The organism is Streptomyces echinoruber (genome assembly GCF_014651135.1).
GTDB classification, from domain to species: Bacteria; Actinomycetota; Actinomycetes; order Streptomycetales; family Streptomycetaceae; genus Streptomyces; species Streptomyces echinoruber.
Window position 1 is genome coordinate 29,717 of sequence record NZ_BMWH01000026.1, and the last position, 23,263, is coordinate 52,979.

Sequence of the window (23,263 nt, forward strand, 5' to 3'; positions counted from 1 at the left end):
CCCGGCCGGCGGTCCGCTACTTCCCCGGCTCCACCGGCTCCGCCGGCTCCCGCTCCGTCTCCCGGCCGACCCGGTGGCGGATGCCGAACCAGCCGGCGACGAGGAGGGCGGCGACGACGGGGACGAGGTAGAGGGTCCGGCGGCCGACCTCGGGGTCGTTCCACATCAGGCCCAGGCAGGCGAGGAGGAAGGCGACGGTGGCGAGCTCGGTGACCGGGCTGCCGGGCAGGCGGAAGGGGGGCCGGGTGACCAGGCCCGCCTTCGCGCGGCGCACGAAGAGCAGGTGGCAGATCATGATGATCACCCAGGTGCTGACGATGCCGAGGGAGGCGACGTTCAGCACGATCTCGAAGGCCTGGCTCGGCACCAGGTAGTTCAGGCCGACGCCGAGCACGCAGATCCCGCAGGTCAGCAGGATGCCGCCGTAGGGCACCTGGCTGCGGCTCATCACCCGGGTGAACCGGGGCGCGGAGCCCGCCACGGCCATGGAGCGCAGGATGCGGCCGGTGGAGTACAGGCCGGAGTTCAGCGACGACATGGCGGCCGTCAGCACCACCAGGTTCATCACGTCGCCCGCCGCGGGGACGCCGATCCTCGACAGGACCGTGACGAAGGGGCTCTCGTCGGCCGAGTAGACGGAACCCGGCAGGAGCAGGGCGAGGAGCACCACCGAGCCGACGTAGAACAGGCCGACGCGCCACATGATGGAGTTCACCGCGCGCGGGACGACCTTCTCCGGCTCGGCGGTCTCGCCCGCGGCGACGCCGACCAGCTCCAGCGCCGCGTACGCGAAGATCACGCCCTGCATGACCAGCACGACCGGCATCAGGCCGTGCGGGAAGAGGCCGCCGTGCCCGGTGATGACGTGCAGGCCCGGGTCCTGGCCGCCCACCTGGTGCCCGGTGGCCAGCAGGAAGACGCCGACCAGCATGAAGGCGACCAGGGTGGCCACCTTGACGATCGAGAACCAGAACTCCATCTCGCCGAAGATCCTCACCGAGATCAGGTTCACGGCGAGCACCACGGCGAGGGCGGCCAGCGCCAGCACCCACTGCGGGACGGGGGTGAACAGGCTCCAGTAGTGCGCGTACAGCGCGATCGCGGTGATGTCGGCGATGCCGGTGGTCGACCAGTTCAGGAAGTACATCCAGCCCGCGACGTACGCGCCCTTCTCGCCGAGGAACTCGCGGGCGTACGACACGAAGGAGCCGGAGGAGGGCCGGTAGAGGACCAGCTCGCCCAGGGCGCGCACCACGAAGAACGCGAAGACGCCGCACACCAGGTAGGCGAGCGCGAGCGCCGGGCCCGCGCTGTGCAGACGGCCGCCGGCGCCCAGGAAGAGGCCGGTGCCGATGGCGCCGCCGATGGCGATCATGTTGATGTGGCGGGCCTTGAGGTCCTTGCTGTAGCCGGCGTCGCCCGCGTCCGCGGGCCGCTCGGCCGCCTGGGGGTGGGCGGCGACCTGAGCCGTGCGCACGGTGTCCTTGCTCACGGTGGTTCCATTCTCTGGCTCCGCCCGGGCATCGTGTGCCCGGGTGTCCGTACGTGGGTGTGGCCCGCACCACCGTGTACGCGGTACAGACCAGTGCGGCAGCTTCCCAAAAGGCCCGCCCCCCACGCGATGACGCAGGTCACACCGCGCTTTCCCGCACAGCACCCGCACATCTCGCCCGCCGCGCCTTCGCACGGGCCGGGCCCGCGGACGTCCGCGCGGAGGCGTCCGCGGGTTTCACAGTTCCGGTGAGACAGTGATACTGCTGCACATGACCACCGACACCGGGGAGCCGACCCTCACCATCGACGAGCTGGCCGCGCGCGCCGGGGTCACGGTCCGCACGGTCCGCTTCTACTCCACCCGGGGCCTGCTCCCGCCGCCGGTGCTCGGGCCGCGCCGCATCGGGCGCTACGGCCGCGACCACCTGGCGCGGCTGGCGCTGATCGAGGAACTCCAGCACCAGGGGATGACGCTCGCCGCGATCGAGCGCTACCTGCGGCAGCTCCCGCCCGGCCTGAGCGCGCACGACCTGGCCATCCACCGCGCGGTGGTCGCCTCCTGGGCGCCGGACGCGGTGGAGACGCTGACCCGGCAGGAGCTGGCCCGGCGGGCGGGGCGGGCGCTGAGCGAGGAGGAGCTGGAGCGGCTGGCGGCGATGAACGTCGTCACGCGGGACGGAAACGACGCCTTCCGCGTCGACACCGGGCTGCTGCGGCTCGGCGTCGAATTGCTGGACGTACCGCTGTCGCAGGAGACGATCCTGGCCGCCCGCACCGTGCTCGTCGAGCACTCCCGCGCGGCCGCGCACGCCCTGTCGCGGCTGCTGCGCGAGGCGGTGGCCGACCGCGGCGCGCGCGACGTCAGGTCGCTGTCCGCGCACATGCATCCGCTGGTCGTGCAGGCGCTGCTGACGACCTTCCAGCGGTCGCTGCGCGAGGAGCTGCGGGAGTGGCTCGACCGCGGCGACGGCGGCCCCGGCAACGAAAACCCCGGCAACGAGGGCTCCGGCAACCAGGGCTCCAGGAACGAAAACCCCGGCAACGAGGGCCCCGGGGACGAGGGCCCCCGGGGCTGAACGGCGGCCTCAGCGCGCGTCCGTGAACGTCTCCCCCTTCTCGGCCTTCTCCACCAGCAGCGGCGGCGGCGTGAACCGCTCCCCGTAGCGCTCGGCGAGCTCCCGCGCGCGGGCCACGAAGCCCGGCAGCCCGGTGCCCGTCCCGGCGCCGCCGTCGTAGCCGTTGATGTACTGCAGGACCCCGCCCGTCCAGCCGGGGAAGCCGATGCCGAGGATCGAGCCGATGTTGGCGTCGGCGACGGAGGTCAGCACGCCCTCCTGGAGGCAGCGGACGGTGTCGAGCGCCTCGGCGAAGAGCATCCGCTCCTGCATGTCCCGGAAGGGGATGCGGTGGCCCGGCCGGGTGAAGTGCTCGCGCAGGCCCGGCCAGAGCCGCAGCCGCCTGCCGTCCTCGTCGTAGTCGTAGAAGCCGGCGCCGCCGCTGCGGCCGGTGCGGCCGAACTCGTCGACCATGCGGTCGACGACGGCCTCGGCGGGATGCGGGGTCCAGGTGCCGCCGGCCTCCTCCACGGCCCGCCGGGTCTCGTTGCGGATCTTGCGGGGCAGGGTCAGGGTCAGGTCGTCCATCAGGGACAGGACCTTGGCGGGGTAGCCCGCCTGGGCGGCGGCCTGCTCCACGGAGGCGGGTTCGATGCCCTCGCCGACCATGGCGACGCCCTCGTTGATGAAGTGGCCGATGACGCGGGAGGTGAAGAAGCCGCGCGAGTCGTTGACGACGATCGGGGTCTTGCCGATCTGCCGGACCAGGTCGAAGGCGCGGGCCAGGGCCTCGTCGCCGGTGCGCTCGCCCTTGATGATCTCGACGAGGGGCATCCGGTCGACGGGCGAGAAGAAGTGCAGGCCGATGAAGTCGGCGGGGCGTTCGACGCCCTCGGCGAGGAGAGTGATGGGCAGCGTCGAGGTGTTGGAGCACAGCAGGGCGTCCGGGGCGACGACGTTCTGGACCTCCTGGAACACCTTGTGCTTCAGCGCGGTGTCCTCGAAGACGGCCTCGATGACGGCGTCGCAGCCCGCGAGGTCGGCGACGTCGGCGGTGGGAGTGATGCGGGCCAGCAGGGCGTCCGCCTTCTCCCGCGTGGTACGGCCCTTGGCGACGGCCTTGGCGCACAGCTTCTCGGAGTGCCCCTTGCCCCGGGCGGCGGCTTCGGGGGAGACGTCCTTGAGGACGACGTCGAGGCCCGCGCGGGCGCAGGAGTAGGCGATGCCGGCGCCCATCATGCCGGCGCCGAGGACGGCGACCCTGCGGACCCGGCGGGGTTCGATGCCCCGGGGGCGGTTGGCGCCGGAGTTGACGGCCTGCAGGTCGAAGAAGAACGCCTGGATCATGTTCTTCGCCGTCTGCCCGGTCGCCAGCTCGGTGAAGTAGCGGGCCTCGACGACCTGCGCGGTGTCGAAGTCGACCTGGGCGCCCTCGACGGCGGCGGCGAGGATGGCGCGCGGCGCCGGGTAGGGCGCGCCGTTGGTCTGCTTGCGCAGCAGGGCGGGGAAGGAGGGCAGGTTGGCCGCGAACTTCGGGTTCGCCGGGGTGCCGCCGGGGATGCGGTGGCCGGGCGTGTCCCAGGGCTGCTGCGACTCGGGGTGGGCGTCGATGAACGCGCGGGCCCGGGCGAGCAGCTCCTCACGGGTGTCGACGACCTCGTGGACCAGGCCGTTCTCCAGGGCGCGGCGCGGGCTGTACTGGGTGCCCTGCAGCAGCACCTTCAGCAGGGCGTCGGCGATGCCGAGCAGGCGGACGGTGCGCACCACGCCGCCGCCCCCGGGCAGCAGGCCGAGGGTGACCTCGGGGCAGCCGATCTTCGAGCCGGGCGCGTCCAGGGCGATGCGGTGGTGGCAGGCGAGGGCGATCTCGAAACCGCCGCCGAGGGCGGCGCCGTTGAGGGCGGCGACGACCGGCTTGCCCAGGGTCTCGATGCGGCGCAGGTGGCGCTTGACGGCCATGCTCATGTCGAAGACGTCCTGGGCGGCCTCGGGCGTGACGCGGATGAGGTCGCGCAGGTCGCCGCCGGCGAAGAAGGTCTTCTTGGCGGAGGTGACGATGACGCCGCGGAGGGCGTCCCGGTGTTCCTCCAGGCGGTCGGTGACGGCGGCGAGCGAGTCGCGGAACGCCTGGTTCATGGTGTTCGCGGACTGGTGCGGGTCGTCCAGGACGAGGGTGACGACGCCGGTGTCGTCCTGCTCCCAGCGGATGGTGGTGCTCTCGGTCATGGCAGGAAGGTCTCCGTGAGGTCGGGTGGTCCGCCGGGGTTTCAGAGGCGCTCGACGATCGTGGCGATGCCCATGCCGCCGCCCACGCACAGCGTGGCGAGGCCGTAGCGCTTGTCCTGGCGCTCCAGTTCGTCGACGAGGGTGCCGAGGATCATCGCGCCGGTGGCGCCGAGCGGGTGGCCCAGCGCGATGGCGCCGCCGTTGACGTTGACCTTGTCCAGGGACAGCCCCATGTCCTTCACGAAGCGCAGCACGACCGCGGCGAACGCCTCGTTGATCTCCACCAGGTCGATGTCGTCGATGGTCAGCCCGGCCTTGGCGAGCGCCTTGCGGGTGGCCGGCGCGGGACCGGTGAGCATGATGGTCGGCTCGGAGCCGGAGACGGCGGCGGAGACGATCCGGGCGCGCGGGGTGAGGCCGTAGCGCTCGCCGACCTCCTGGGAGCCGATCGCGACCAGGGCGGCGCCGTCGACGATGCCGGAGGAGTTGCCCGCGTGGTGGACGTGGTCGATCTTCTCGACCCAGTGGTACTGCTGGAGGGCGACCGCGTCGAAGCCGCCGAGTTCGCCGATGTCGGCGAAGGACGGCTTGAGCTTGGCCAGGGAGTCGGCGGTGGTGCCGGGGCGCAGGTGCTCGTCGCGGTCGAGGACGACCAGGCCGGCGCGGTCCTTCACCGGCACGACGGAGCGGGCGAAGCGGCCCTCCTTCCAGGCGGTGGCGGCCCGCTCCTGCGACAGGGCCGCGTACTCGTCGACGTCGCGGCGGCTGAAGCCCTCGATGGTGGCGATGAGGTCGGCGCTGATGCCCTGCGGGACGAAGTTGACGGCCAGGTTGGTCATCGGGTCGTTGAACCAGGCGCCGCCGTCGGAGGCCATCGGAACCCGGGACATCGACTCCACGCCGCCCGCCAGGACCAGGTCCTCCCAACCGGAGCGGATCTTGGCGGCGGCGAGGTTGACGGCCTCCAGGCCGGAGGCGCAGAAGCGGTTCTCCTGCACGCCGGCGACCGTCTCCGGCAGTCCGGCGGCGAGCGCGGCGATACGGGCGATGTCGGAGCCCTGGTCGCCGACCGGGCTGACCACGCCGAGCACGACGTCGTCGACGGCCGCCGGGTCGAGGGAGGGGAACCGGGCGCGGAGCTCGTGGATGAGCCCGACGACGAGGTCGACGGGTTTGGTGCCGTGCAGGGCGCCGTTCGCCTTGCCGCGGCCGCGCGGGGTGCGGATCGCGTCGTACACGTACGCTTCGGTGGTCACGGGCAGCCTTTCAACGAGGGTGCGAGGGCTGGTCGGCGGGGTGCGGGGGCGGGGGCGGGTCCGGGGGTGCCGGAGCGCCCGGCGGGCCCGGGGGCGCCGCGGGCTGCGGCGGCCGGAGCCGGGGCACGTCCCAGTCGCGGGCCACGTCCGCGGTGTCGGCGCCGGGCCGGGCGGGGCCGCGGCGGACGGCCGTGGGGGTGGCGGAGAAGCGGGGGGCGGGGGCGGGCTGGGTGAGGCCGCCGTGGTCGGTGAAGGTGGAGCGGGCCGCCAGGTGCGGGTGGTGCGGCGCCTCGCGCAGGGTCAGCACGGGCGCCACGCAGGCGTCGGTGCCCTCGAACAGGGCCGTCCACTCCGCGCGGGTGCGGGTGCGGAACCGGGCCGCGACCAGCTCGCGCAGTTCACCCCAGCGGGCGCTGTCCGTACGGTCCGGGGCCCGGTCGGCGATGCCGAGCAGGCGGACGAACTCGTCGTAGAACGCCGGCTCCAGGGCCCCCACCGCCATGTACCGCCCGTCGGCCGTCTCGTAGGTGCCGTAGAAGGGGCAGCCGCCGTCGAGGAGGTTGGCGGCGCGCCGGTCCTGCCAGTGGCCGGCGGCGAGCATGCCGTACAGCATCGCCGAGAGGTGGGCGGTGCCGTCGACGATGGCGGCGTCGACGACCTGGCCGGTGCCGGTCGCGCGCGCGTGGTGCAGCGCGGCCAGGACGCCGACGACGAGGTAGAGGGCGCCGCCCGCGTAGTCGCCGAGGAGGTTGGCGGGCGGGGGCGGGGGTTCACCGGGCCGGCCGATCAGGCCGAGGGCGCCGGTGAGGGCGATGTAGGCGATGTCGTGCCCGGCGCGCGGGGCGAGCGGCCCGTCCTGGCCCCAGCCGGTCATGCGGCCGTAGACGAGCCGCGGGTTGCGGGCGTGGCAGGCGCCGGGGCCGACGCCGAGGCGCTCGGCGACGCCGGGGCGGTAGCCCTCGATGAGGACGTCGGCGCGTTCGGCGAGGTCGAGGACGCGGGCGGGCCCGTCCTCGCTCTTGAGGTCGACGACGACCGAGCGCTTGTTGCGGTTGGTGACGTCGTGGGCCGGGTCGACGCCCAGGCCCGGTCCGCCGGGCCGGTCGACGCGGACCACGTCGGCGCCGAGGTCGGCCAGCAGCATGGCGGCGAACGGGCCGGGTCCGATGCCGGCCAGCTCGACCACGCGCACACCGGAGAGCGGGCCGTGCGGTGGCGTCGGCGCGGTGGCCATGCGGCGGTCCCCTCGGGCAGGAAGCGGGTGGTGCGGCGGGCGGACGGAGAGGGTCGGGCGGGAGGCGGTCGGACGGAGAGGGTCGGGCGGGAGGCGGTCGGACGGAGAGGGTCGGGCGGGAAGCGGTCGGACGGGAGGCGGTCGGTGCGGCGGGCGGCATGACACAGGTGGTGTAACACTGGCGATGCTAAGAACGTGTTCCAGTGAGCACAAGTCCTGACGGCCGCCCGGCGGGCGTCCGCCGATTGCCCGTCGGCCATCCTCCGACCGCCCGTCGGACCGCACCAGCCGAGCCGCGCCGGTCGGGCCGTACCGTCCCGGTCGGGCCGTCTGGCCGGACCGTCTGGTCGGACTGCGTCCTTCCTCACGCTAGCCTCGGCCACCGACAACGGCACGGACTGTGCGACCGAGGGGTGTCATGAGCAGGCTGGACAGGGCGGAGCGCCCGTACGACATCGTGCTGTTCGGGGCGACCGGCTTCGTCGGGCGGCTGACCGCCGCCTACCTGGCCGCGCACGCGCCCGAGGGGACGCGCTGGGCCGTCGCCGGCCGCGACGTGCGCAGGCTGGGGCGGCTGCGCGAGGAACTGCCCGGCGCGGTGGGCGTGCTGCGGGCGGACGTGTCCGACCCGGGCTCGCTGCGTGACCTCGCCGAGCAGGCGCGCGTGGTGGCCACGACGGTCGGCCCCTACGTGCGCCACGGCGAGGGCCTGGTCGCCGCCTGCGCCGAGGCCGGCACCGACTACCTGGACCTCACCGGGGAGCCGGAGTTCGTGGACCTGGTGTACGTGCGCCACGACACGCGTGCGCGGGAGACCGGGGCGCGGCTGCTGCACGCGTGCGGCTTCGACTCCGTACCGCACGACTTGGGCGTGTACTTCACGGTGCGGCGGCTGCCCGAGGGCGTGCCGCTGCGCGTCGAGGGGTTCGTGCGGGCGCGCGGGTCCATCTCGGGCGGCACGCTGGCGTCCGCGCTGGGCCAGTTCGCCCGCGTCCGGCAGATGCGGGACGCCGCCCGGGACCGCGCCCGGCACGAGCCGCGCCTGCCGCAGCGGCAGGTGTCGACCCCGCTGGGCGTGCCCCGGTTCGCGAAGGAGGCCGGCGCCTGGGTGCTGCCGCTGCCGACCGTGGACGCGCAGATCGTGCGCCGGTCGGCACGGGCGCTGCCGCGCTACGGGCCGGACTTCCGCTACCGCCACTACGCGGCCGTCGAGCACCTGCCCGTCGCGCTGGGCGGGACGGTCGCGGTCGGCGGGCTCGTGGCGGCGGCCCAACTCCCGCCCGTCAGGCGCTGGTTGTCCGGTCGGCTCGCGCCCGGGCAGGGGCCGGACCCGCAGCGCCGGGCAAAGAGCTGGTTCTCCGTGCGCTTCGTGGGCACCGGCGGCGGGCGGCGGGTGGTCACCGAGGTCGCGGGCGGCGACCCCGGATACGGCGAGACGGCCAAGATGTTCGCCGAGGCGGCCCTGTCCCTCGCCTTCGACGAACTGCCGCCGACGGCCGGGCAGGTGACCACGGCCGTGGCGATGGGCGAGGCGCTGACCGAGCGGCTGCGCCGGGCGGGGATCACCTTCCGGGTGCTGGAGGAGTGACCGGCCCGGGCTCCGGAGGGGTGACCGGCCCGGGTGCCGGAGAAGTGACCGGCCCGGGCTCCGGAGGAGTGACCGGCCGCGGCTACAGCGACCAGTCCAGCAGCGTGTAGACCATCCCGCAGATCCAGGCGAGCCCCGCCGCCACGGCGAGGACGAGGGCGCCCGTCACGGCCCGCTCGACGGACCGGGCGGGGTGGGCGGCGGGCTCGGATGCACGGTGAGTCGTCATGCGGCCCACCCTGCCGGGCGGCGCCGGGCGGCCGTATCCGTACGGGTACTCAGGTACCCCTCAGGTACCCGGACGGCGTACTCACCCGGAAGCGGCGCTCGGCGCAGGGTCGGGTCGCGCGGCCGCGCCTGCCGGGAGGTCGGTTCCTGACGGGCCGTCCTACCGGGAGGTCGGTTCCTGACGGGCCGTCCTACCGGGAGGTCGGCTCCTGACGGGCCGTCGCCTCCCGAAGCGCCCGGCGGCACAGGGCGTCCGCTCTGCGGGTCGTCTCCGGCAGGCGGTAGCGCGGGGTGAGGGCGAGGGTGTGGGCGCAGGCGTTGTCCAGGGTCACGCGGTGGCCGACGGAGACGAACACCGGCTTGACGCCGTCGCGGGTGCGCAGGGCCCGGCCGACCTCCTCGCTGCCGGCCAGCAGCGCAGCGGAGCTGCCGCGCGGGGCGGCCGGGTCGGCGTAGGTGAACGTGAAGGGGTTCTTGGCCACGCCGATCGTGGGCAGGCCGGTGAGGACACCGAGGTGGCTGGCGAGGCCGAAGCGGCGCGGGTGGGCCAGGCCGTAGCCGTCGCAGACCACGACGCCGGGCGGGCAGGGCAGCGCGCCGAGCGCCGCGAGGACGGCGGGGACCTCCCGGAAGGCGAGCAGGCCCGGCACGTACGGGAAGCAGATCCGCCCGACGGCGGTGGCCTCGGCGACGACCTCCAGCGTGGCCGCGTCCAGGACGACGGCCGCGGCCACGACGACGTCCCGGTCGTCGTCGTAGGCGACGTCGACGCCGGTGACGCGGCCGGTGCCGGGCGGCGGGCCGGGCTCGTCGAGGATCACGCGGGCGCGCAGCTCGTCCTGGACGGCGCGGGCCTCCGCCTCGGTCGCGGGCCAGCCCTCGGGCACGTCCGCGGTCGTCGTGGTGGTCGTCATGGCGAGGACGAGGGTACGCGCCTTCGGCGGGCCGTGTCCGGGCCGGGGCGGGGCGGGAGGGGCGTCACGGCACGGGCGCGGCGCGGGCGCGGCACATTCTCGTGCATGAAGGCGGTGACCGAGGTCACTCGCCCGTGGTGCGCACGGATGGGCGCGTTCCGGCGTCTCTTCCAGTGCCGGACCCATCCGCCCGGAGTCCGTCCAGCCGTCACGAGGGAGCAAGGCGTTGTCCACCGTCATCGAGCAGCCCGTAGAGGCCAGGCTCGTCGCCGCCGCGCCGCGGATGGCGAGCATTCCGGCCACGTTGCGCTACGACCGGCGCGATCCGTTCGCCGTCCGCATGACCTTCCCCGCCGCCGCCACCCTGGAGGGCGTCGAGGTCTGCTGGACCTTCGCCCGCGAGCTGCTCGCCGCGGGCCTGGAGGGACCGGAGGGTCACGGCGACGTGCGCGTGCGGCCGTACGGCTATGACCGCACCGTCCTGGAGTTCCACGCCCCCGAGGGCACCGCCGTCGTGCACGTCCGTTCCGGTGAGATCCGCCGGTTCCTGCGGGCGGCCGACGCGCTGGTGCCCGTCGGCCTGGAGCACCTGCAGCTCGATCTGGACCAGGATTTGGCGGAACTGATGCGCGACGCGTACTAGTACCAGGTACCAGCGGCACGCGGCCGGCCTGCTCCCTCCCGCCACCCGCCTCGCCGGCGCTCCCGTCACTCCCCCGGGCGCTCCTTTCCGGGCACCCTCGGACGTCCTCTCCCGGGCACCCCCGGCTGCTCCCTCCCGAGCGCTCTCCAGCTGCTCCCTCCCGGGCGCCCCCGTCACCCGGTGGCCGCCGCGGACGACGCCGTCGCCGCCGCGGAGGCGATCATCGCCGTGCGCACCTCCCGCACGACCCTGCGCAGGGCGGGTGCCGCGGCGCCGCTGCGCTCGGTCAGATCCTCTATGCGGTCCCGGTACCGGCGCCGGTCGCGGGCCGGCACCACGGTGCGCAGCTCGGCGGCGGCCGCCAGGGCGACGAGGGCCGCGTCCCGGTCGGAGACCTCGGCCACGGGGAGGGGCCCGAGGAGGATCCGGCGGGCGTCCTCACGCAGCGCGTCCACGACGGCGACGCGCGCCAGGTCGTGGTCGACCGACGGGAACACCCCGAGAACCCGCTTCCTGCGCGCCCGCAGGTGGCCCGTCGCCGTGAGCTGCTCCCGTACCGCGTCCAGGGTGTAACGGGCGCGCAGGGTCACCCAGGTCTTCCAGCGGCGCGGCCGGGACTCGTGGATCAGCTCCAGCAGCCCGTCGAGCACGGGGTCGCCGGTGGCGGCGTCGAGGCCGACGGGCGTGGCGATGCCGTCGTCGTCGACGAGCAGGCCCCGCTGGGCGAGTTCGGTCAGGGCACCGGCCCGGACCAGGTGGTGCAGGTGGGCGGCGCCGGTGATCCTGCACCGGGCGGTGTCCCAGGCCAGCAGGTAGAGCCGGGCCGGCAGCGAGAGCGGGCCGTCGGGCACGGGGCCTCCTTCGGGGGCGGGGTCCGCGTGAGCGGGCGGCTCACGGTTAATGCGTTGACTGCTCCTGGGTTCCCTCGTACGGTTCACAGCGGTCCTGTTGCCGTCGAGGGGAGAAGGACGTTGCTCCGCTGAGGTCGTGAGACACCCGGCGCACCGGTGCGGTGTGCGCGGCGTGCGACCTCGGCGTACGAGCCGTCCTTCGCGGCGGGGCTCTGCCCGGCGGGTTCTTCTCCTCTCCTGCCTCAGCCCCTCTTCTGCCCCGGTGCTCCCGGCTCACACGGCGGCCGCCGCCCCCGCGGTGTCTCGACACGCAGCCGCCCCTGACCGCACCGAGCACCCGCGAGGCGCCCATGTCACCCCTGCCCGTTTCCCTCACCTGCACCGCCCTGTCCTTCGCCTGGCCCGACGGCACGCCCGTCTTCGACGGTCTCGACGTGGTCTTCGGCCCCGGCCGCACCGGGCTCGTCGGCGTCAACGGCTCGGGGAAGTCGACCCTGCTGAAACTGCTCGCCGGGGAGCTGACCCCGTCCGGCGGGACCGTGCGCGTGACCGGCGAGACCGGTCACCTCCCGCAGAACGTCACGCTCGACACGGCGCTGCGCGTCGACGAGGCCCTCGGCATCGCCGAGCGGCGGGCCGCGCTGCACGCCATCGAGGCGGGCGAGGCCACCGTCGAGCACTTCGAGACCCTCGGCGACGACTGGGACGTGGAGGAACGCGCGCTCGCCACCCTCGGCGAACTCGGCCTCGGCCACGTCGGCCTGGACCGCACCGTCGGCGAGCTGTCCGGCGGCGAGTCGGTGCTGCTGCGCCTGGCCGCGCTGCTGCTGCGCCGGCCGGACGTGCTGCTGCTGGACGAGCCCACCAACAACCTCGACCTGTACGCGCGCCGGCGGCTGTACGACGCCGTCTCCGCGTGGACCGGCGTACTGGTCGTGGTCAGCCACGACCGCGAGCTCCTCGACCGCGTCGACCGGATCGCCGACCTGCGCGGCGGGGAGATCACGTTCTACGGCGGAAACTTCGCCGCGTACGAGGAGCAGCTCGCCGCCGAGCAGGAGGCGGCCGAGCGGATGGTGCGCGCCGCCGGGGCCGATGTGCGCCGGCAGCGGCGCGAACTGCTCGACGCCCAGGTCAAACTGGCCCGCCGCAAGCGGTACGGGCAGAAGATGTGGGACAACAAGCGCGAACCGAAGATCGTCATGGGGGCGCGCAAGCGCGCCGCGCAGGAGTCCGCGGGCAAGCACCGCATCCTGCACGAGGAGCGGCTCGCCGAGGCCAGGGAGCGGCTCGAGGAGGCGGTGGAGGCCGTACGCGACGACGACGAGATCCGTGTCGACCTGCCGCACACGGCCGTGCCGCCCGGCCGTACCGTGCTCACCCTGCGGGAGGTCCGCCTGGCCTACGGCGCGGGCACGGCCGGGAACCTGGACGTGCGCGGCCCGGAACGGATCGCGCTGGTCGGGCGCAACGGCGCGGGCAAGACGACGCTGCTGCGCACCATCGCCGGACAGCTCGCGCCGGTCGCGGGCGAGGCACACGCGCACGTGCCGCTGCGGTTCCTGCCGCAGCGCCTGGACGTACTCGACGGCGACCTCACCGTCGCCGAGAACGTGGCCCGCTTCGCGCCCGACGCCACCGGCAACCGGATCCGCGCGCGGCTGGCCCGCTTCCTGTTCCGGGGTGCGCGCGCCGACCAGAGGGCGGACACGCTCTCCGGCGGCGAGCGCTTCCGGGCCGCCCTGGCGGCCCTGATGCTGGCGGAGCCGGCCCCGCAGCTGCTGATGCTGGACGAGCCGACCAACAACCTGGACATGGCGAGCGTGCGGCAGCTCACCACGGCCCTGGAGTCCTACGAGGGCGCCCTGATCGTCGCCAGTCACGACCTGCCGTTCCTCCAGTCGGCGGGCATCACGCGGTGGCTGCTGCTGGCGGACGGGGAGCTGCGGGAGACGACGCGGGAGGAGGTGGTGGGGGACCTCCGGTAGGACGACTTCGGTAGGGCGACCCCCGATGGGACAACTCCGGTAGGACGACCTCCGGTGGGGCAGCCTCCGGTGGGGCGGTCCCGTGGCCCGTGGCGCCGTCGCCCAGAATGGAACCGCATGACAACCGCATGACGCCGGCCGGTGCCCGGCGAGTCCCGGCGGGTCCCGGCCGGTCCGGGCCCGCGGGCACCGGCGGGCCCGGTCACGTCCCGTCCGATACGGAGTCCCTCTCGTGCCCAGCAAGAAGGCCCTCGTCCGCCGCCCCGGTCCGCGCCTCGCCGAAGGTCTGGTGACGCACGTCGAACGGGAGCCGGTCGACGTGGAACGGGCGCTGGAGCAGTGGGAGGCGTACGTGGCGACGCTGCGCGCCCACGGCTGGGAGACCATCGAGGTCGAGCCGGCCGACGACTGCCCCGACGCCGTGTTCGTCGAGGACACGGTGGTGATATACCGGAACGTGGCGCTGATCACCCGGCCCGGCGCCGAGTCCCGGCGCCCGGAGACCGCCGGGGTGGAGGAGGCGGTGGCCCGCCTGGGCTGCTCGGTCAACTGGATCTGGGAGCCGGGCACGCTGGACGGCGGCGACGTCCTGAAGATCGGCGACACGGTCTACGTCGGCCGGGGCGGACGCACCAACGCGGCCGGCGTGCAGCAGCTGCGGGCCGCCTTCGAACCGCTCGGCGCCCGGGTGGTGGCGGTGCCCGTCAGCAAGGTGCTGCACCTGAAGTCGGCGGTGACCGCGCTGCCCGACGGCACCGTCGTCGGGCACATCCCGAAGGTCGACACGCCGTCGCTGTTCCCGCGCTTCCTGCCGGTCCCGGAGGAGTCCGGCGGCCACGTGGTGCTGCTCGGCGGCGACAAGCTGCTGATGGCGGCCAGCGCGCCGAAGACCGCCGACCTGCTCGCGGGGCTCGGTTTCGAGCCGGTCGTCGTCGACATCGGCGAGTTCGAGAAGCTGGAGGGCTGCGTGACGTGCCTGTCGGTGCGGCTGCGGGAGCTGTACGCGTAAGGCGCGGCCGCCGGACCGCCGGGCGGCCGGAGGGCCGGACGCGGGCACGTGCGGCCGGGCACGTGCGGCCGGGTGCGGTCAGTGCGTCGTACGGCGGAGCCGCTGCCGCTCCTTCTCCGACAGGCCGCCCCACACGCCGAAGCGTTCGTCGTGGGTCAGGGCGTACTCCAGGCAGGCGGCGCGCGTCTCGCACATGCCGCAGATCCGCTTGGCGTCCCGGACCGAACTGCCCGGCTCCGGGAAGAAGAAGTCCGCGCCGGTCTGGGCGCACAGCGCCCGCTGCCGCCAGCCCGCGTCGGCGGGCGTGATCGTCTCGTACCGCATGCCGTGAGCCTGCCGGAGAGCGAAAAACGTTCGCTGAACGCGGGATCAACGGGGCCGGCGGGCGGGGCGGGGGGCGTGGTGCGCGGGCGCGTCGCAGGAGGCGGTGCGCCGAGGCGTGCGTCGGGTGCCGGTGCTCCGGGCGGCCGGTGCTCCGAGGGCCGTTGTCAGTGCTCGGTGGAAGACTCGGTCGTAGCCAGCAGTGCGGGCGACGGACCTCATCCGAAGGAGGGCGACGATGCTCACCACCCGTTTCGTCAACGGCTCCCCCAACTGGGTCGACCTGGGCACCCCGGACATCGAGGGCGCCACCGCGTTCTACGGCGCGCTCTTCGGCTGGCGGTTCCAGTCGGGCGGGCCGGAGACCGGAGGCTACGGCTTCTTCCAGCGGGACGGCAAGACCGCCGCGGGCGGCATGCCGACGGCGCCGGAGCAGGGGCCGCCCTCCTGGACGGTGTACTTCCAGAGCGCGGACGCCGAGGCCACCGCCAAGGCCGCCGAGGAGGCGCACGGCCGTGTCCTGACACAGCCCGTGGACGTGATGGACCGGGGCCGGGTGGCCCTCCTCGCCGACCGGGCGGGCGCGCCGTTCGGGATCTGGCAGCCGGGGCGGACCCGCGGCCTGCAGATCGCGAACGAGACCGGCTCGCTGTGCTGGGTGGAGCTCTACACCCCGGACATCGCCGCGGCCGCCGCGTTCTACCACTCCGTGCTCGGCTGGGAGACCTCCGCGGCGCCCTTCCCGGGCGGCACCTACACCTGCGTCAACCCCGCCGAGGGCGGCGAGGAAGCCATGTTCGGCGGGGTCGTGCCGCTCTCCGACGACCCCGCGCGGGAGTCCGCCCCGTACTGGCTGCCGTACTTCGAGGTGCCGGACACCGACGAGGCCGTGGCCAGGGCCCAGGAGTACGGCGGCACCGTCCGGGTGCCCGCCACGGACGTCGAGGGCGTCGGCCGCATCGCCCGCCTCACCGACCCCTACGGCGCCCGCTTCGCGGTGATCAGGAGCGTCCCGCCGCAGACCTGAGGCAGACCTGAGACGGCGGCGCGGCGCGGGACCGGTCGGCGGCCGGGCCCGTACCCGGGCCGGTACAGGTTCAGGACCCGAGCCGGTACAGGTCCAGGCCCCGGGCCGGTACGGGTTCAGGCGGACGCGCGCCGTACCAGCGTCGTCGGCAGCACCACGCCGGACGGCGGGTCCGCCGCCGTGCCGTCCGCCGGGCGGCGGTCCAGGCGGTCGAGGAGGAGGCGGGCCATGAGGCGGCCCATCTCCTCGATGTCCTGGCGGACGGTGGTCAGCGGCGGGTCGGTCTGCTCGGCGAGCGGGAGCATGTCGTCGAAGCCGACCACGGCGATGTCGTCCGGCACCCGCAGCCCGCGCTCGCGCAGCACGCGCAGGGCGCCGGAGGCGGTGAGGTCGTTGGCGGCGAAGACGGCGTCCAGGCCGGGGCAGCGGTCGAGGAGTTCGCGCATCGCGCGCTCCCCGCCGGCCGGGGTGAAGTCGCCCTCGGCGACCAGAGCGGGGTCGGCGTCGGGCAGGACGTCCCGGTAGCCCTCCAGCCGGTCCACCGCGGAGGTCTGGTCGAGGGCGCCGGTGATGTGCCCGACGCGACCGCGGCCGAGGCCGACGAGGTGCCGCACGGCCCGGCGGGCGCCGCCCCGGTTGTCGCTGTCGACGTACACCACCTCGTCGGTGCCGTCGCTCCAGCCGGGCCGTCCGCCGAAGACGACCGGCATGCCGGCCCGCTGGATCAGGCCGGGCAGCGGGTCGTCGAAGTGCAGTGAGAAGACGAGCGCGCCGTCGACGTGCCCGCCGGCGAGGTAGCGGCCGACCCGGGCGTGGTCCTCGCGGCCCTCGGTGAGCAGCAGCACCAGCTGCGTGTCGTGGGCCGTCAGCTCCTTGCTGATGCCGCGCAGCTGCAGCGCGAAGAAGGGGTCGGCGAAGACGCGGCTCTCCGGTTCCGCGACGACGACGGCCACGGCGTCGTGCCGTTTCGTCACCAGGCTGCGGGCGGCCTGGTTGGGCACGTAACCGAGCTCCGCGACGGCGCGCCGGACCCGCTCGGCGAGCGGTTCGCGGACGCCCTCCCCACCGTTGACGACGCGGGACACGGTGGCCCGGGAGACGCCCGCCCGGGCAGCCACGGCCTCCAGCGTGGGTCGCGACGCTGTCTCGGTCACTTCCGCTCTCCTCCCCGGCGGCTGTGGATCAGCATAGCCCGGCCGCGACGACCGGTAGAGAGCGCTCTCATCCGATCACGGGGCCTTCTCCGTCCGTCCGGGACGCCCCCGGCTTCCTCGGTGCCCTGTCGCCCCGCCGGACGTTCGGCGGGGCGACAGGGCACCCGGGTCCCGTGCCGCCGGACCTCCCGCGCCGCCGCTCCTCCCGCGCAGCCGGACCTCCCGCGCAGCCGGGCTCCCGGCTCAGGGCTTGAGCAGCACCTTCACCGCGCCGTCCTGCTTGCGCTGGAACATCTCGTACGCGTGCGGCGCCTCCGCCAGCGGCAGCCGGTGGGTGGCGAAGTCGTCGACGCCGAGCGGGTCCTCGTCCGTCAGGTAGGGCAGGATCTCCCCGGTCCAGCGGCGGACGTTGGCCTGGCCCATGCGGAGCTGGATCTGCTTGTCGAACAGCGTGAGCATCGGCATCGGGTCGGCCATGCCGCCGTAGACGCCGGAGAGCGAGAGGGTGCCGCCGCGGCGCACCAGGTCGATCGCGGTGTGCAGAGCGGCGAGCCGGTCGACGCTGAACCGTTCGGCCAGCGGAGCGCCGACGGCCCGCGGCAGCAGGGACGCCGCCTGCTGGGCGAGGCGGGCGGCGGCGCTGCCGTGCGCCTCGGTGCCGACCGCGTCGATCACGGCGTCGGGGCCGCGGCCGTCGGTCTGGTCGCGGATCGCGGCCACCAGCTCCTTCTCGTGGTCGAAGCTCCTCAGGTCGTACGTCTCCACGCCCCGCTCCCGGGCCCGGCGCAGCCGCTCCGGGACCAGGTCCACGCCGAACACCCGCTCGGCGCCGCGCGCCCGGGCGATCCGGCACGCCATGTCGCCGATGGGGCCGAGACCGAGCACGGCGACGCTGCCGCCCTGCGGCACGTCGGCGTAGGCGACCGCCTGCCACGCGGTGGGCAGCACGTCGGAGAGGTAGACGAACCGGTCGTCCGCCGGGCCCTCGGGCACCTTGATCGGGCCGTAGTCGGCGTGCGGGACGCGCAGGTACTCGGCCTGCGCGCCGGGCACCTGGCCGTACAGGCGGGTGTAGCCGAACAGCGCGGCGCCCATGCCCTCGCTGGTGACCTGCGTGGTCTCACACTGGGTCGGCAGGCCGTTGCCGCACATGAAGCAGTGGCCACAGGCGATCTGGAACGGCACGACGACGCGGTCGCCGGGCTTCAGGTCCGGCACCTCGGGGCCGACCTCCTCGACGACGCCGATCGGCTCGTGGCCGAGGATGTCGCCGGGGGTCATGAAGGGGGTGAGCACCTCGTACAGGTGCAGGTCGGAGCCGCACAGGCCGGCCGTGGTGACGCGGATGACGGCGTCCGTCGGCTGCTCGATCCTCGGATCCGGCACGTCCTCCACGCGTACGTCCCGCTTGCCCTGCCAGGTCACTGCCTTCATCCGTGCCACTCCCTCCGTAGCCCGGGACCGTGCGCGGTCCGTCCTGCTTCTCGGGATGCGGCCCGGGTACCCGGCCGGCGTCCGGCGAACCGGCGGCCGGCTCGCGCCCGCGACCGTCGTCGTCCAGTACGTGGAGGGTCCAGTACGTGGAGGTGCGCCGCTCCCGGTATCACGACGCGCTGGACAACCACAGCCCGTACACGCCGTCCGTGGGATCGGGCAGGGCGGTGGTGCTGCGCGACGGGCGCGCCTTCGACGCCGTGTGGCAACGCACCACGGCGGCGCAGGGTACGCGGTTCATGTCACCGGACGGTTCGCCGTTGACCTTCGCCCGTGGCCAGATCTGGGTGATGCTCGCACCGGCCTGAGCCGCGGCCGGGACACGACCTGCGGGCGCACCTGGACGGGGGCACGCGCCGGGGCATGGCGCGGTCCGGCGGGAGGTGTTGGGCGACGCGCACGTGGAGGGGGCGCAGGCCCGGCAGACCCCGTTCACCGCCCGCTTCCAGGACTTCATCTCCCGCTACGCGTGGGGCGAGATCTGGACCGACCCGACGCTCTCCCGCCGCGAGCGCAGCATGATCACCCTGACGGCGCTGGTGGCGCACGGCCACCACGACGAGCTCGCGCTGCACGTGCGGGCGGCCCGGCGCAACGGGCTGACGCCCCGGGAGATCGGCGCGGTGCTGCTGCAGATCGCCGTGTACTGCGGGGTGCCCGCGGCCAACTCCGCGTTCGCGGTGGCGCAGCGGGTGCTCGGCGAGGAACCCGAGGAATCCGAGGAATCCGAGGAATCCGAGGAATCCGACGGGGAGACGGACGGGTGAAGACGGACGAGGACGGATGAGGATGGAGGAGAACGGATGAGAACGGGTGAGGACGGGTGAGGACGGGTGAGGGTGATCCCGCCGGTCGTGGTTCCGGCAGGATCACCCACCGGGCGGGGCGCGGGCCTACGGTGAGGACATGTCCACCGTCCTGATCACCGGCGCCACCTCCGGCCTCGGCCGGTACGTCGCCTTCGAGCTGGTCCGCTCCGGGCACGTCGTCCTCGCGCACGGCCGCGACGCCGGCCGTGTCGAGCACCTCGTCGCCGAACTGCGCACCCACGGCACGGCGCACGGCTTCACCGCCGACCTCGCCGAGCCGGCCCAGGTGCGCCGGCTCGGCGAGCAGGTCGCCGAGGCCCACCCCGGGCTCGACGTGCTCGTCAACAACGCGGGCATCGGCGCCGGCGGCCCCGGCTCCGGGCGTGAGGAGAGCGCCGACGGGCACGAACTGCGCCTGGCCGTCAACTACCTGGCGCCGGTGGCACTCACCCGCGCGCTGCTGCCGGTGCTGCGCGCCCACACCCCGGCGCGCGTCGTCAACGTCGGATCGGCCGGGCAGGAGCCCGTCGACTTCGACGACGTCGAACTGACCCGCGGCTACCGCGGCGTGTCGGCGTACTGCCGCAGCAAGTTCGCCCTCGCCGCCCACACCTTCACCCTCGCCGGGGAACTCGTCGGCATCGGCGTCTCGGTCAACGTCCTGCACCCCGCGGCCTACATGGACACCGCCATGGTCCGCGAGGCCGGCGTCACGCCCTGGAACACCGTCGCCGACGGCGCCCCCGGCGTCCTGGCCCTGGCCACCGAGGACCGCGGAACCGGCCGCTACTTCGACGGCACCCGCCCGGCCCGGGCCCACGAGGCGGCGTACGACCCCGAGGTGCGCCGGCGGCTCGCCGAGGTGACGGAGCGGCTGCTGGGCGGCTGAGCGGGAGGCCGCCGACGGCACGACAGGCCCGCACCGGGCCGACCGGTGGCGCGGGAGACGCACGGAAGGACCGACCGGCAGCACGGGAAACGCGCGGGAAGGGCCGACCGGCAGCACGGGAAACGCGCGGGAAGGGCCGGCCGGCGGCACGGGAAACGCGCGGAAGGCCCCCGGGCGCCGTCGCGGCGGCGCCGTCCCGCCTAGCGCGGTCCGCCCTCCGCCGCCAGGGCCTGCTGCGCGCGGGCCACCAGGCCGTCCGCGCCGCAGGCGCGGGCGAGGTCGAGGGCGCGGCGCAGTTCGGGGGCGGAGCGGGCGGCGATGCCGTACTCGACGCGGGCGGCGGCGTGCTCGTACTGGCAGGGCGAGGCCTCCAGGTAGGCGACGGCCTGCTCGGCGAGCCGGACGGCACGGCGGCCGGTCTCCAGCGCGGCGGCGCAGCGCAGGGCCTCGCCGATGGCCGTGTCGGTGCCGAAGCGCTCGGCCGTCCGGCGCGCCTCGGTGGCGAGCCGGGCGGCGCGGGCCGGGTCCACGGCGGCCAGCGCGCGGGCGAGGTCGACCGCCCACGGGGCGAGGACCGGGTTGTGGCCGCCGCGCGCCGCGGCCGCCTTCTCGGCCGCCTCCAGTTCGTTGACGCCTTCCTCGGTGCGGCCCACGGCGAGCAGCAGCCGGCCGCGCACCGAGCGGATGTCGGGCAGCACGATGGTGGCCGGGTACGGCGGTGCGAACCCGTACTGCTCGGCCACCGACCAGGCCTCCTCGACATGGCCGCGGGCCAGCAGCGTGTCGACGAGGTTGCAGGTGGCGGACCAGTACAGGGGCAGTCCGCGCCCGACTCTCTCTGCCAGCCGCAGCGAGGTGCGCAGCGCGGCCTCGGCCTCCTTCAGCCGGCCGCGCCGGCGGTGCCCGAGGCCGAGGTAGGCGTGGGCCAGGGCGAGGTGGCCGCCGCTCCAGCCGGCCTTCTCGTAGACGCGCACGGCCTCGTTGAGCAGGCTCTCGGCGCGGTCCAGCCGGTCGGTGCAGGCGTAGGAGCTGGCCAGCATCAGCGGCAGTTCGACGCCCCACTCGGTGTCGGTCCAGCCGAGGCCGGGCGCGAGCCGGCCGTTGACGAGGGCGCGGTCGCACAGTTCGACGACTTCCTCGGCGTTCTCGCCGCGGCACAGGGCGTCGAAGGCGCGCAGGATCAGCAGCGCCCGTTCGGCGTTGTCGCGGCCGGTGCAGTGCCGGGCGAGTTCGGCGAGCCGCCGGGAGCGGCCCAGGGACGGGTCCTCGCCGGCGTGGATGCCCTCCCACATGAAGCGCACGGCCTGCAGTCGCATCCGCGCCGGGCCCGGTTCCAGGCGCGCGGCCTCCGCCTCGACGGTGCGGACGGCCTCCTCCAGCTGGTTGTTGTGGAGCAGGGCCTGCGACAGGCGCCACACGGCGTCCACGCGGGTGTCGCCGTCCAGTCCGGGCATGCTCAGCGCGGTGCGCAGGTGGCCGATGGTGGTGGCGGGCGCGGTCAGCAGCGTGGCGCAGCCGAGTTCGTACAGGACGCGGGCGTGCACCTCGGGCCGGGGCGGCTCCTCCAGGGCGCGTTCCAGGCAGCGGCGGGCGGCGTCGGGCGCGCCGACGGCGAGGTGTTCACGGGCGGCCTCGCGCAACTGGTCGACCAGCTCCTGGTCGTCGTCCGGATACACCTCCAGCAGGTGCCGGGAGGCGGCGGCCGCGCCGCGCCCGGAGTCGGTGACGAGCTGGGCGGCGATGCCGTGCATGGCGCGGCGCAGCGCGTCGGGGATGGAGTTGTAGACGGCGGTGGCGATGAGCGGGTGCACGAACTCCAGCTCGCCGTCCGCGCGCGGGGCCTCGGCGGGGTCGGGGTCGGTGAGGATGCGGGCGCGGCGCAGCAGTCCGGCGCAGCGCACGGCGCGGTCCCGGTCCATGGTGGCGAGCTGCGCGACGAGGTCGACGGTGATGTCGGCGCCGAGGATGGCGGCGGCCCACGCGAAGCGGGTGGCGTCCATGCCGAGCTCCTCCAGGCGGGCGACGAGGCCGCCGCCGCGGGCCGCCCGGTTCAGCGCGCGCAGCTCGCCGGCGTGCGCCTCGACGGGTTCGAGCTCGCTGTCGCGGACCTTGGCGAGGAGTTCGACGGTGTCGTAGGGGTTGCCGGCGGTGACGGCCCACACCTCGCGGCAGAACGGGTCGTCCGCGTGGGCGCCCAGCGTGGCGCGGGTCAGGCCGGCGGTGGCCTTTGGGGTGAGCGCGCTGAGGGTGCCGACCGGGCGGGCCGCGGCGGCCACGGCGTCCAGCAGCCGGGCGCCGTCCCCGCCCTCCTCACCGGGCCGGCGGGCTATGACGACGAGGACGGACAGGTCCTCCAGGCGTTCGGCGAACGCGGCCAGCCAGCGCAGTGTCTCCTGGTCGGCCCAGTGGGCGTCGTCCACCAGCAGCACCAGCGGCCACTCGCGGCGGGCCAGCCGGCGCACCGCGGCGACCAGTCCGTCGCACACGTGCCGCGGGTCGGCCTGCCGCTCGCCGGGCTCCGCCAGGCCGAGGGCGGGGCCGGCGATGTCGTACCAGCCGCCGAGGTACTCGCGGGCCTCCTCGGGCAGCAGGGTGAGGAGCGCGGGCTGCAGCAGCTGCCGTAAGACGTTGAACGGCACGGACTTCAGGGTCTCGCCGCCGCGGGCCGACCACACCGTGCAGCCGCGGGCCTCGGCGATGCGGCGGGCCTCGGTCAGCAGCGCGGTCTTGCCGACGCCCGACTCGCCGCTGAACACCAGCAGGCCTCCCGGGGAGGAGCGGTCCGCGCACAGGGTGTCGACCGCCTCCGCCAGAGCGGCGAGCTCCTCGTCGCGCTCCCACAGGGAAGCCGGGCCGGCCGCGGCCGGCCGTGCCTCCGTCATCCCGCTACCTCCCCGAGTCGCCCGAACGACGTACAGACGTCGAGCCTAGCCGCCCGTCCGCCCCCGTGGCGCCCGCTCCGGCCACCCGTTGCCGTCACGGGTGACAGGGGGGCGCGTCCGCACGACGCTCCGGTGCCACGACCAGTGCCGCCAAGCCCCGGCGGAGTCAACGGCGCGTTCCGGCGGCGTACTTGGGAGGGT

General features: G+C 74.7%; 19 protein-coding genes and 1 pseudogene. 9 read left to right on the forward strand and 11 right to left on the reverse strand.

Annotation, left to right across the window (positions count from 1 at the left end):
* Positions 1 to 16 precede the first annotated feature (16 nt).
* The gene (locus IE225_RS25430; protein ID WP_190059941.1) at positions 17 to 1,492 is read right to left on the reverse strand and encodes an amino acid permease; all 1,476 of its coding nucleotides are present in this window, start codon (positions 1,490 to 1,492) and stop codon (positions 17 to 19) included.
* A 271-nt stretch (positions 1,493 to 1,763) separates the two neighbouring features.
* Here IE225_RS25430 and IE225_RS25435 point away from each other — a divergent pair, with 271 nt between their 5' ends.
* Positions 1,764 to 2,570 carry a MerR family transcriptional regulator gene (locus IE225_RS25435; protein WP_190059942.1) on the forward strand — a complete coding sequence of 269 codons (807 nt, stop codon included), beginning with the start codon at positions 1,764 to 1,766 and terminating at the stop codon, positions 2,568 to 2,570.
* Positions 2,571 to 2,579: 9 nt separating this feature from the next.
* On the opposite strand, the gene IE225_RS25440 is transcribed toward IE225_RS25435, so the two are convergent.
* The 3 genes from IE225_RS25440 to IE225_RS25450 are packed head-to-tail and all read right to left on the reverse strand — an operon-like array spanning position 2,580 to position 7,265.
* Complete coding sequence (locus IE225_RS25440; RefSeq protein ID WP_190059943.1) at positions 2,580 to 4,775, reverse strand: 3-hydroxyacyl-CoA dehydrogenase NAD-binding domain-containing protein; 2,196 nt, start codon at positions 4,773 to 4,775, stop codon at positions 2,580 to 2,582.
* A 41-nt stretch (positions 4,776 to 4,816) separates the two neighbouring features.
* Complete coding sequence (locus tag IE225_RS25445) at positions 4,817 to 6,031, reverse strand: acetyl-CoA C-acetyltransferase (protein WP_190059944.1); 1,215 nt, start codon at positions 6,029 to 6,031, stop codon at positions 4,817 to 4,819.
* A 10-nt stretch (positions 6,032 to 6,041) separates the two neighbouring features.
* Positions 6,042 to 7,265 carry a CaiB/BaiF CoA transferase family protein gene (locus IE225_RS25450; RefSeq protein WP_190059945.1) on the reverse strand — a complete coding sequence of 408 codons (1,224 nt, stop codon included), beginning with the start codon at positions 7,263 to 7,265 and terminating at the stop codon, positions 6,042 to 6,044.
* A gap of 418 nt (positions 7,266 to 7,683) precedes the next feature.
* On the opposite strand from IE225_RS25450, the gene IE225_RS25455 reads away from it, so the two are divergent.
* Positions 7,684 to 8,853 (forward strand): saccharopine dehydrogenase family protein, encoded by a 1,170-nt coding sequence (locus IE225_RS25455; RefSeq protein WP_190059946.1) that lies wholly within the window; start codon positions 7,684 to 7,686, stop codon positions 8,851 to 8,853.
* 82 nt (positions 8,854 to 8,935) lie between these two features.
* On the opposite strand, the gene mmpA is transcribed toward IE225_RS25455, so the two are convergent.
* On the reverse strand, positions 8,936 to 9,082 hold the full coding sequence (gene mmpA / locus IE225_RS25460) for a morphogenic membrane protein MmpA (protein WP_190059947.1): 147 nt from the start codon (positions 9,080 to 9,082) through the stop codon (positions 8,936 to 8,938).
* 190 nt (positions 9,083 to 9,272) lie between these two features.
* On the reverse strand, positions 9,273 to 9,995 hold the full coding sequence (locus IE225_RS25465; RefSeq protein WP_190059948.1) for an endonuclease V: 723 nt from the start codon (positions 9,993 to 9,995) through the stop codon (positions 9,273 to 9,275).
* Between the two features lie 226 nt (positions 9,996 to 10,221).
* Between IE225_RS25465 and ssgD the strand changes: the two genes are divergently transcribed.
* On the forward strand, positions 10,222 to 10,638 hold the full coding sequence (ssgD, locus tag IE225_RS25470; protein WP_190059949.1) for a spore wall synthesis regulator SsgD: 417 nt from the start codon (positions 10,222 to 10,224) through the stop codon (positions 10,636 to 10,638).
* 173 nt (positions 10,639 to 10,811) lie between these two features.
* On the opposite strand, the gene IE225_RS25475 is transcribed toward ssgD, so the two are convergent.
* Positions 10,812 to 11,489, reverse strand: a complete 678-nt coding sequence (locus IE225_RS25475) for a GOLPH3/VPS74 family protein (protein WP_190059950.1) — start codon at positions 11,487 to 11,489, stop codon at positions 10,812 to 10,814.
* Positions 11,490 to 11,839: 350 nt separating this feature from the next.
* On the opposite strand from IE225_RS25475, the gene IE225_RS25480 reads away from it, so the two are divergent.
* The gene (locus tag IE225_RS25480) at positions 11,840 to 13,477 is read left to right on the forward strand and encodes an ABC-F family ATP-binding cassette domain-containing protein (protein ID WP_190059951.1); all 1,638 of its coding nucleotides are present in this window, start codon (positions 11,840 to 11,842) and stop codon (positions 13,475 to 13,477) included.
* 232 nt (positions 13,478 to 13,709) lie between these two features.
* Entirely contained in the window at positions 13,710 to 14,486 is a 777-nt protein-coding gene (ddaH, locus tag IE225_RS25485; RefSeq protein ID WP_190059952.1) for a dimethylargininase, read from the forward strand.
* 78 nt (positions 14,487 to 14,564) lie between these two features.
* Here ddaH and IE225_RS25490 read toward each other — a convergent pair whose 3' ends face one another.
* Positions 14,565 to 14,810, reverse strand: a complete 246-nt coding sequence (locus tag IE225_RS25490; RefSeq protein ID WP_190059953.1) for a WhiB family transcriptional regulator — start codon at positions 14,808 to 14,810, stop codon at positions 14,565 to 14,567.
* A gap of 235 nt (positions 14,811 to 15,045) precedes the next feature.
* Here IE225_RS25490 and IE225_RS25495 point away from each other — a divergent pair, with 235 nt between their 5' ends.
* Positions 15,046 to 15,834: a VOC family protein gene (locus IE225_RS25495; protein WP_190059954.1), complete on the forward strand. Its 789-nt coding sequence runs from the start codon at positions 15,046 to 15,048 to the stop codon at positions 15,832 to 15,834.
* Positions 15,835 to 15,950: 116 nt separating this feature from the next.
* On the opposite strand, the gene IE225_RS25500 is transcribed toward IE225_RS25495, so the two are convergent.
* A complete protein-coding gene (locus tag IE225_RS25500; protein WP_190059955.1) occupies positions 15,951 to 16,988 on the reverse strand; it encodes a LacI family DNA-binding transcriptional regulator in 1,038 nt (345 codons plus the stop codon).
* A 243-nt stretch (positions 16,989 to 17,231) separates the two neighbouring features.
* The gene (locus IE225_RS25505; RefSeq protein ID WP_190059956.1) at positions 17,232 to 18,422 is read right to left on the reverse strand and encodes a zinc-dependent alcohol dehydrogenase; all 1,191 of its coding nucleotides are present in this window, start codon (positions 18,420 to 18,422) and stop codon (positions 17,232 to 17,234) included.
* 146 nt (positions 18,423 to 18,568) lie between these two features.
* Here IE225_RS25505 and IE225_RS33480 point away from each other — a divergent pair, with 146 nt between their 5' ends.
* The 3 genes and pseudogenes from IE225_RS33480 (at position 18,569) to IE225_RS25520 (ending at position 20,180) form a co-directional block, all read left to right on the forward strand.
* Positions 18,569 to 18,790 (forward strand): DUF3048 C-terminal domain-containing protein, encoded by a 222-nt coding sequence (locus IE225_RS33480; RefSeq protein ID WP_308432553.1) that lies wholly within the window; start codon positions 18,569 to 18,571, stop codon positions 18,788 to 18,790.
* A gap of 19 nt (positions 18,791 to 18,809) precedes the next feature.
* Positions 18,810 to 19,249, forward strand: a pseudogene (gene pcaC, locus IE225_RS25515) (4-carboxymuconolactone decarboxylase); the annotation flags it as partial.
* A 139-nt stretch (positions 19,250 to 19,388) separates the two neighbouring features.
* Complete coding sequence (locus IE225_RS25520; protein ID WP_190059957.1) at positions 19,389 to 20,180, forward strand: SDR family NAD(P)-dependent oxidoreductase; 792 nt, start codon at positions 19,389 to 19,391, stop codon at positions 20,178 to 20,180.
* Between the two features lie 200 nt (positions 20,181 to 20,380).
* On the opposite strand, the gene IE225_RS25525 is transcribed toward IE225_RS25520, so the two are convergent.
* Positions 20,381 to 23,062: an ATP-binding protein gene (locus IE225_RS25525; protein ID WP_190059958.1), complete on the reverse strand. Its 2,682-nt coding sequence runs from the start codon at positions 23,060 to 23,062 to the stop codon at positions 20,381 to 20,383.
* Positions 23,063 to 23,263 lie beyond the last annotated feature (201 nt).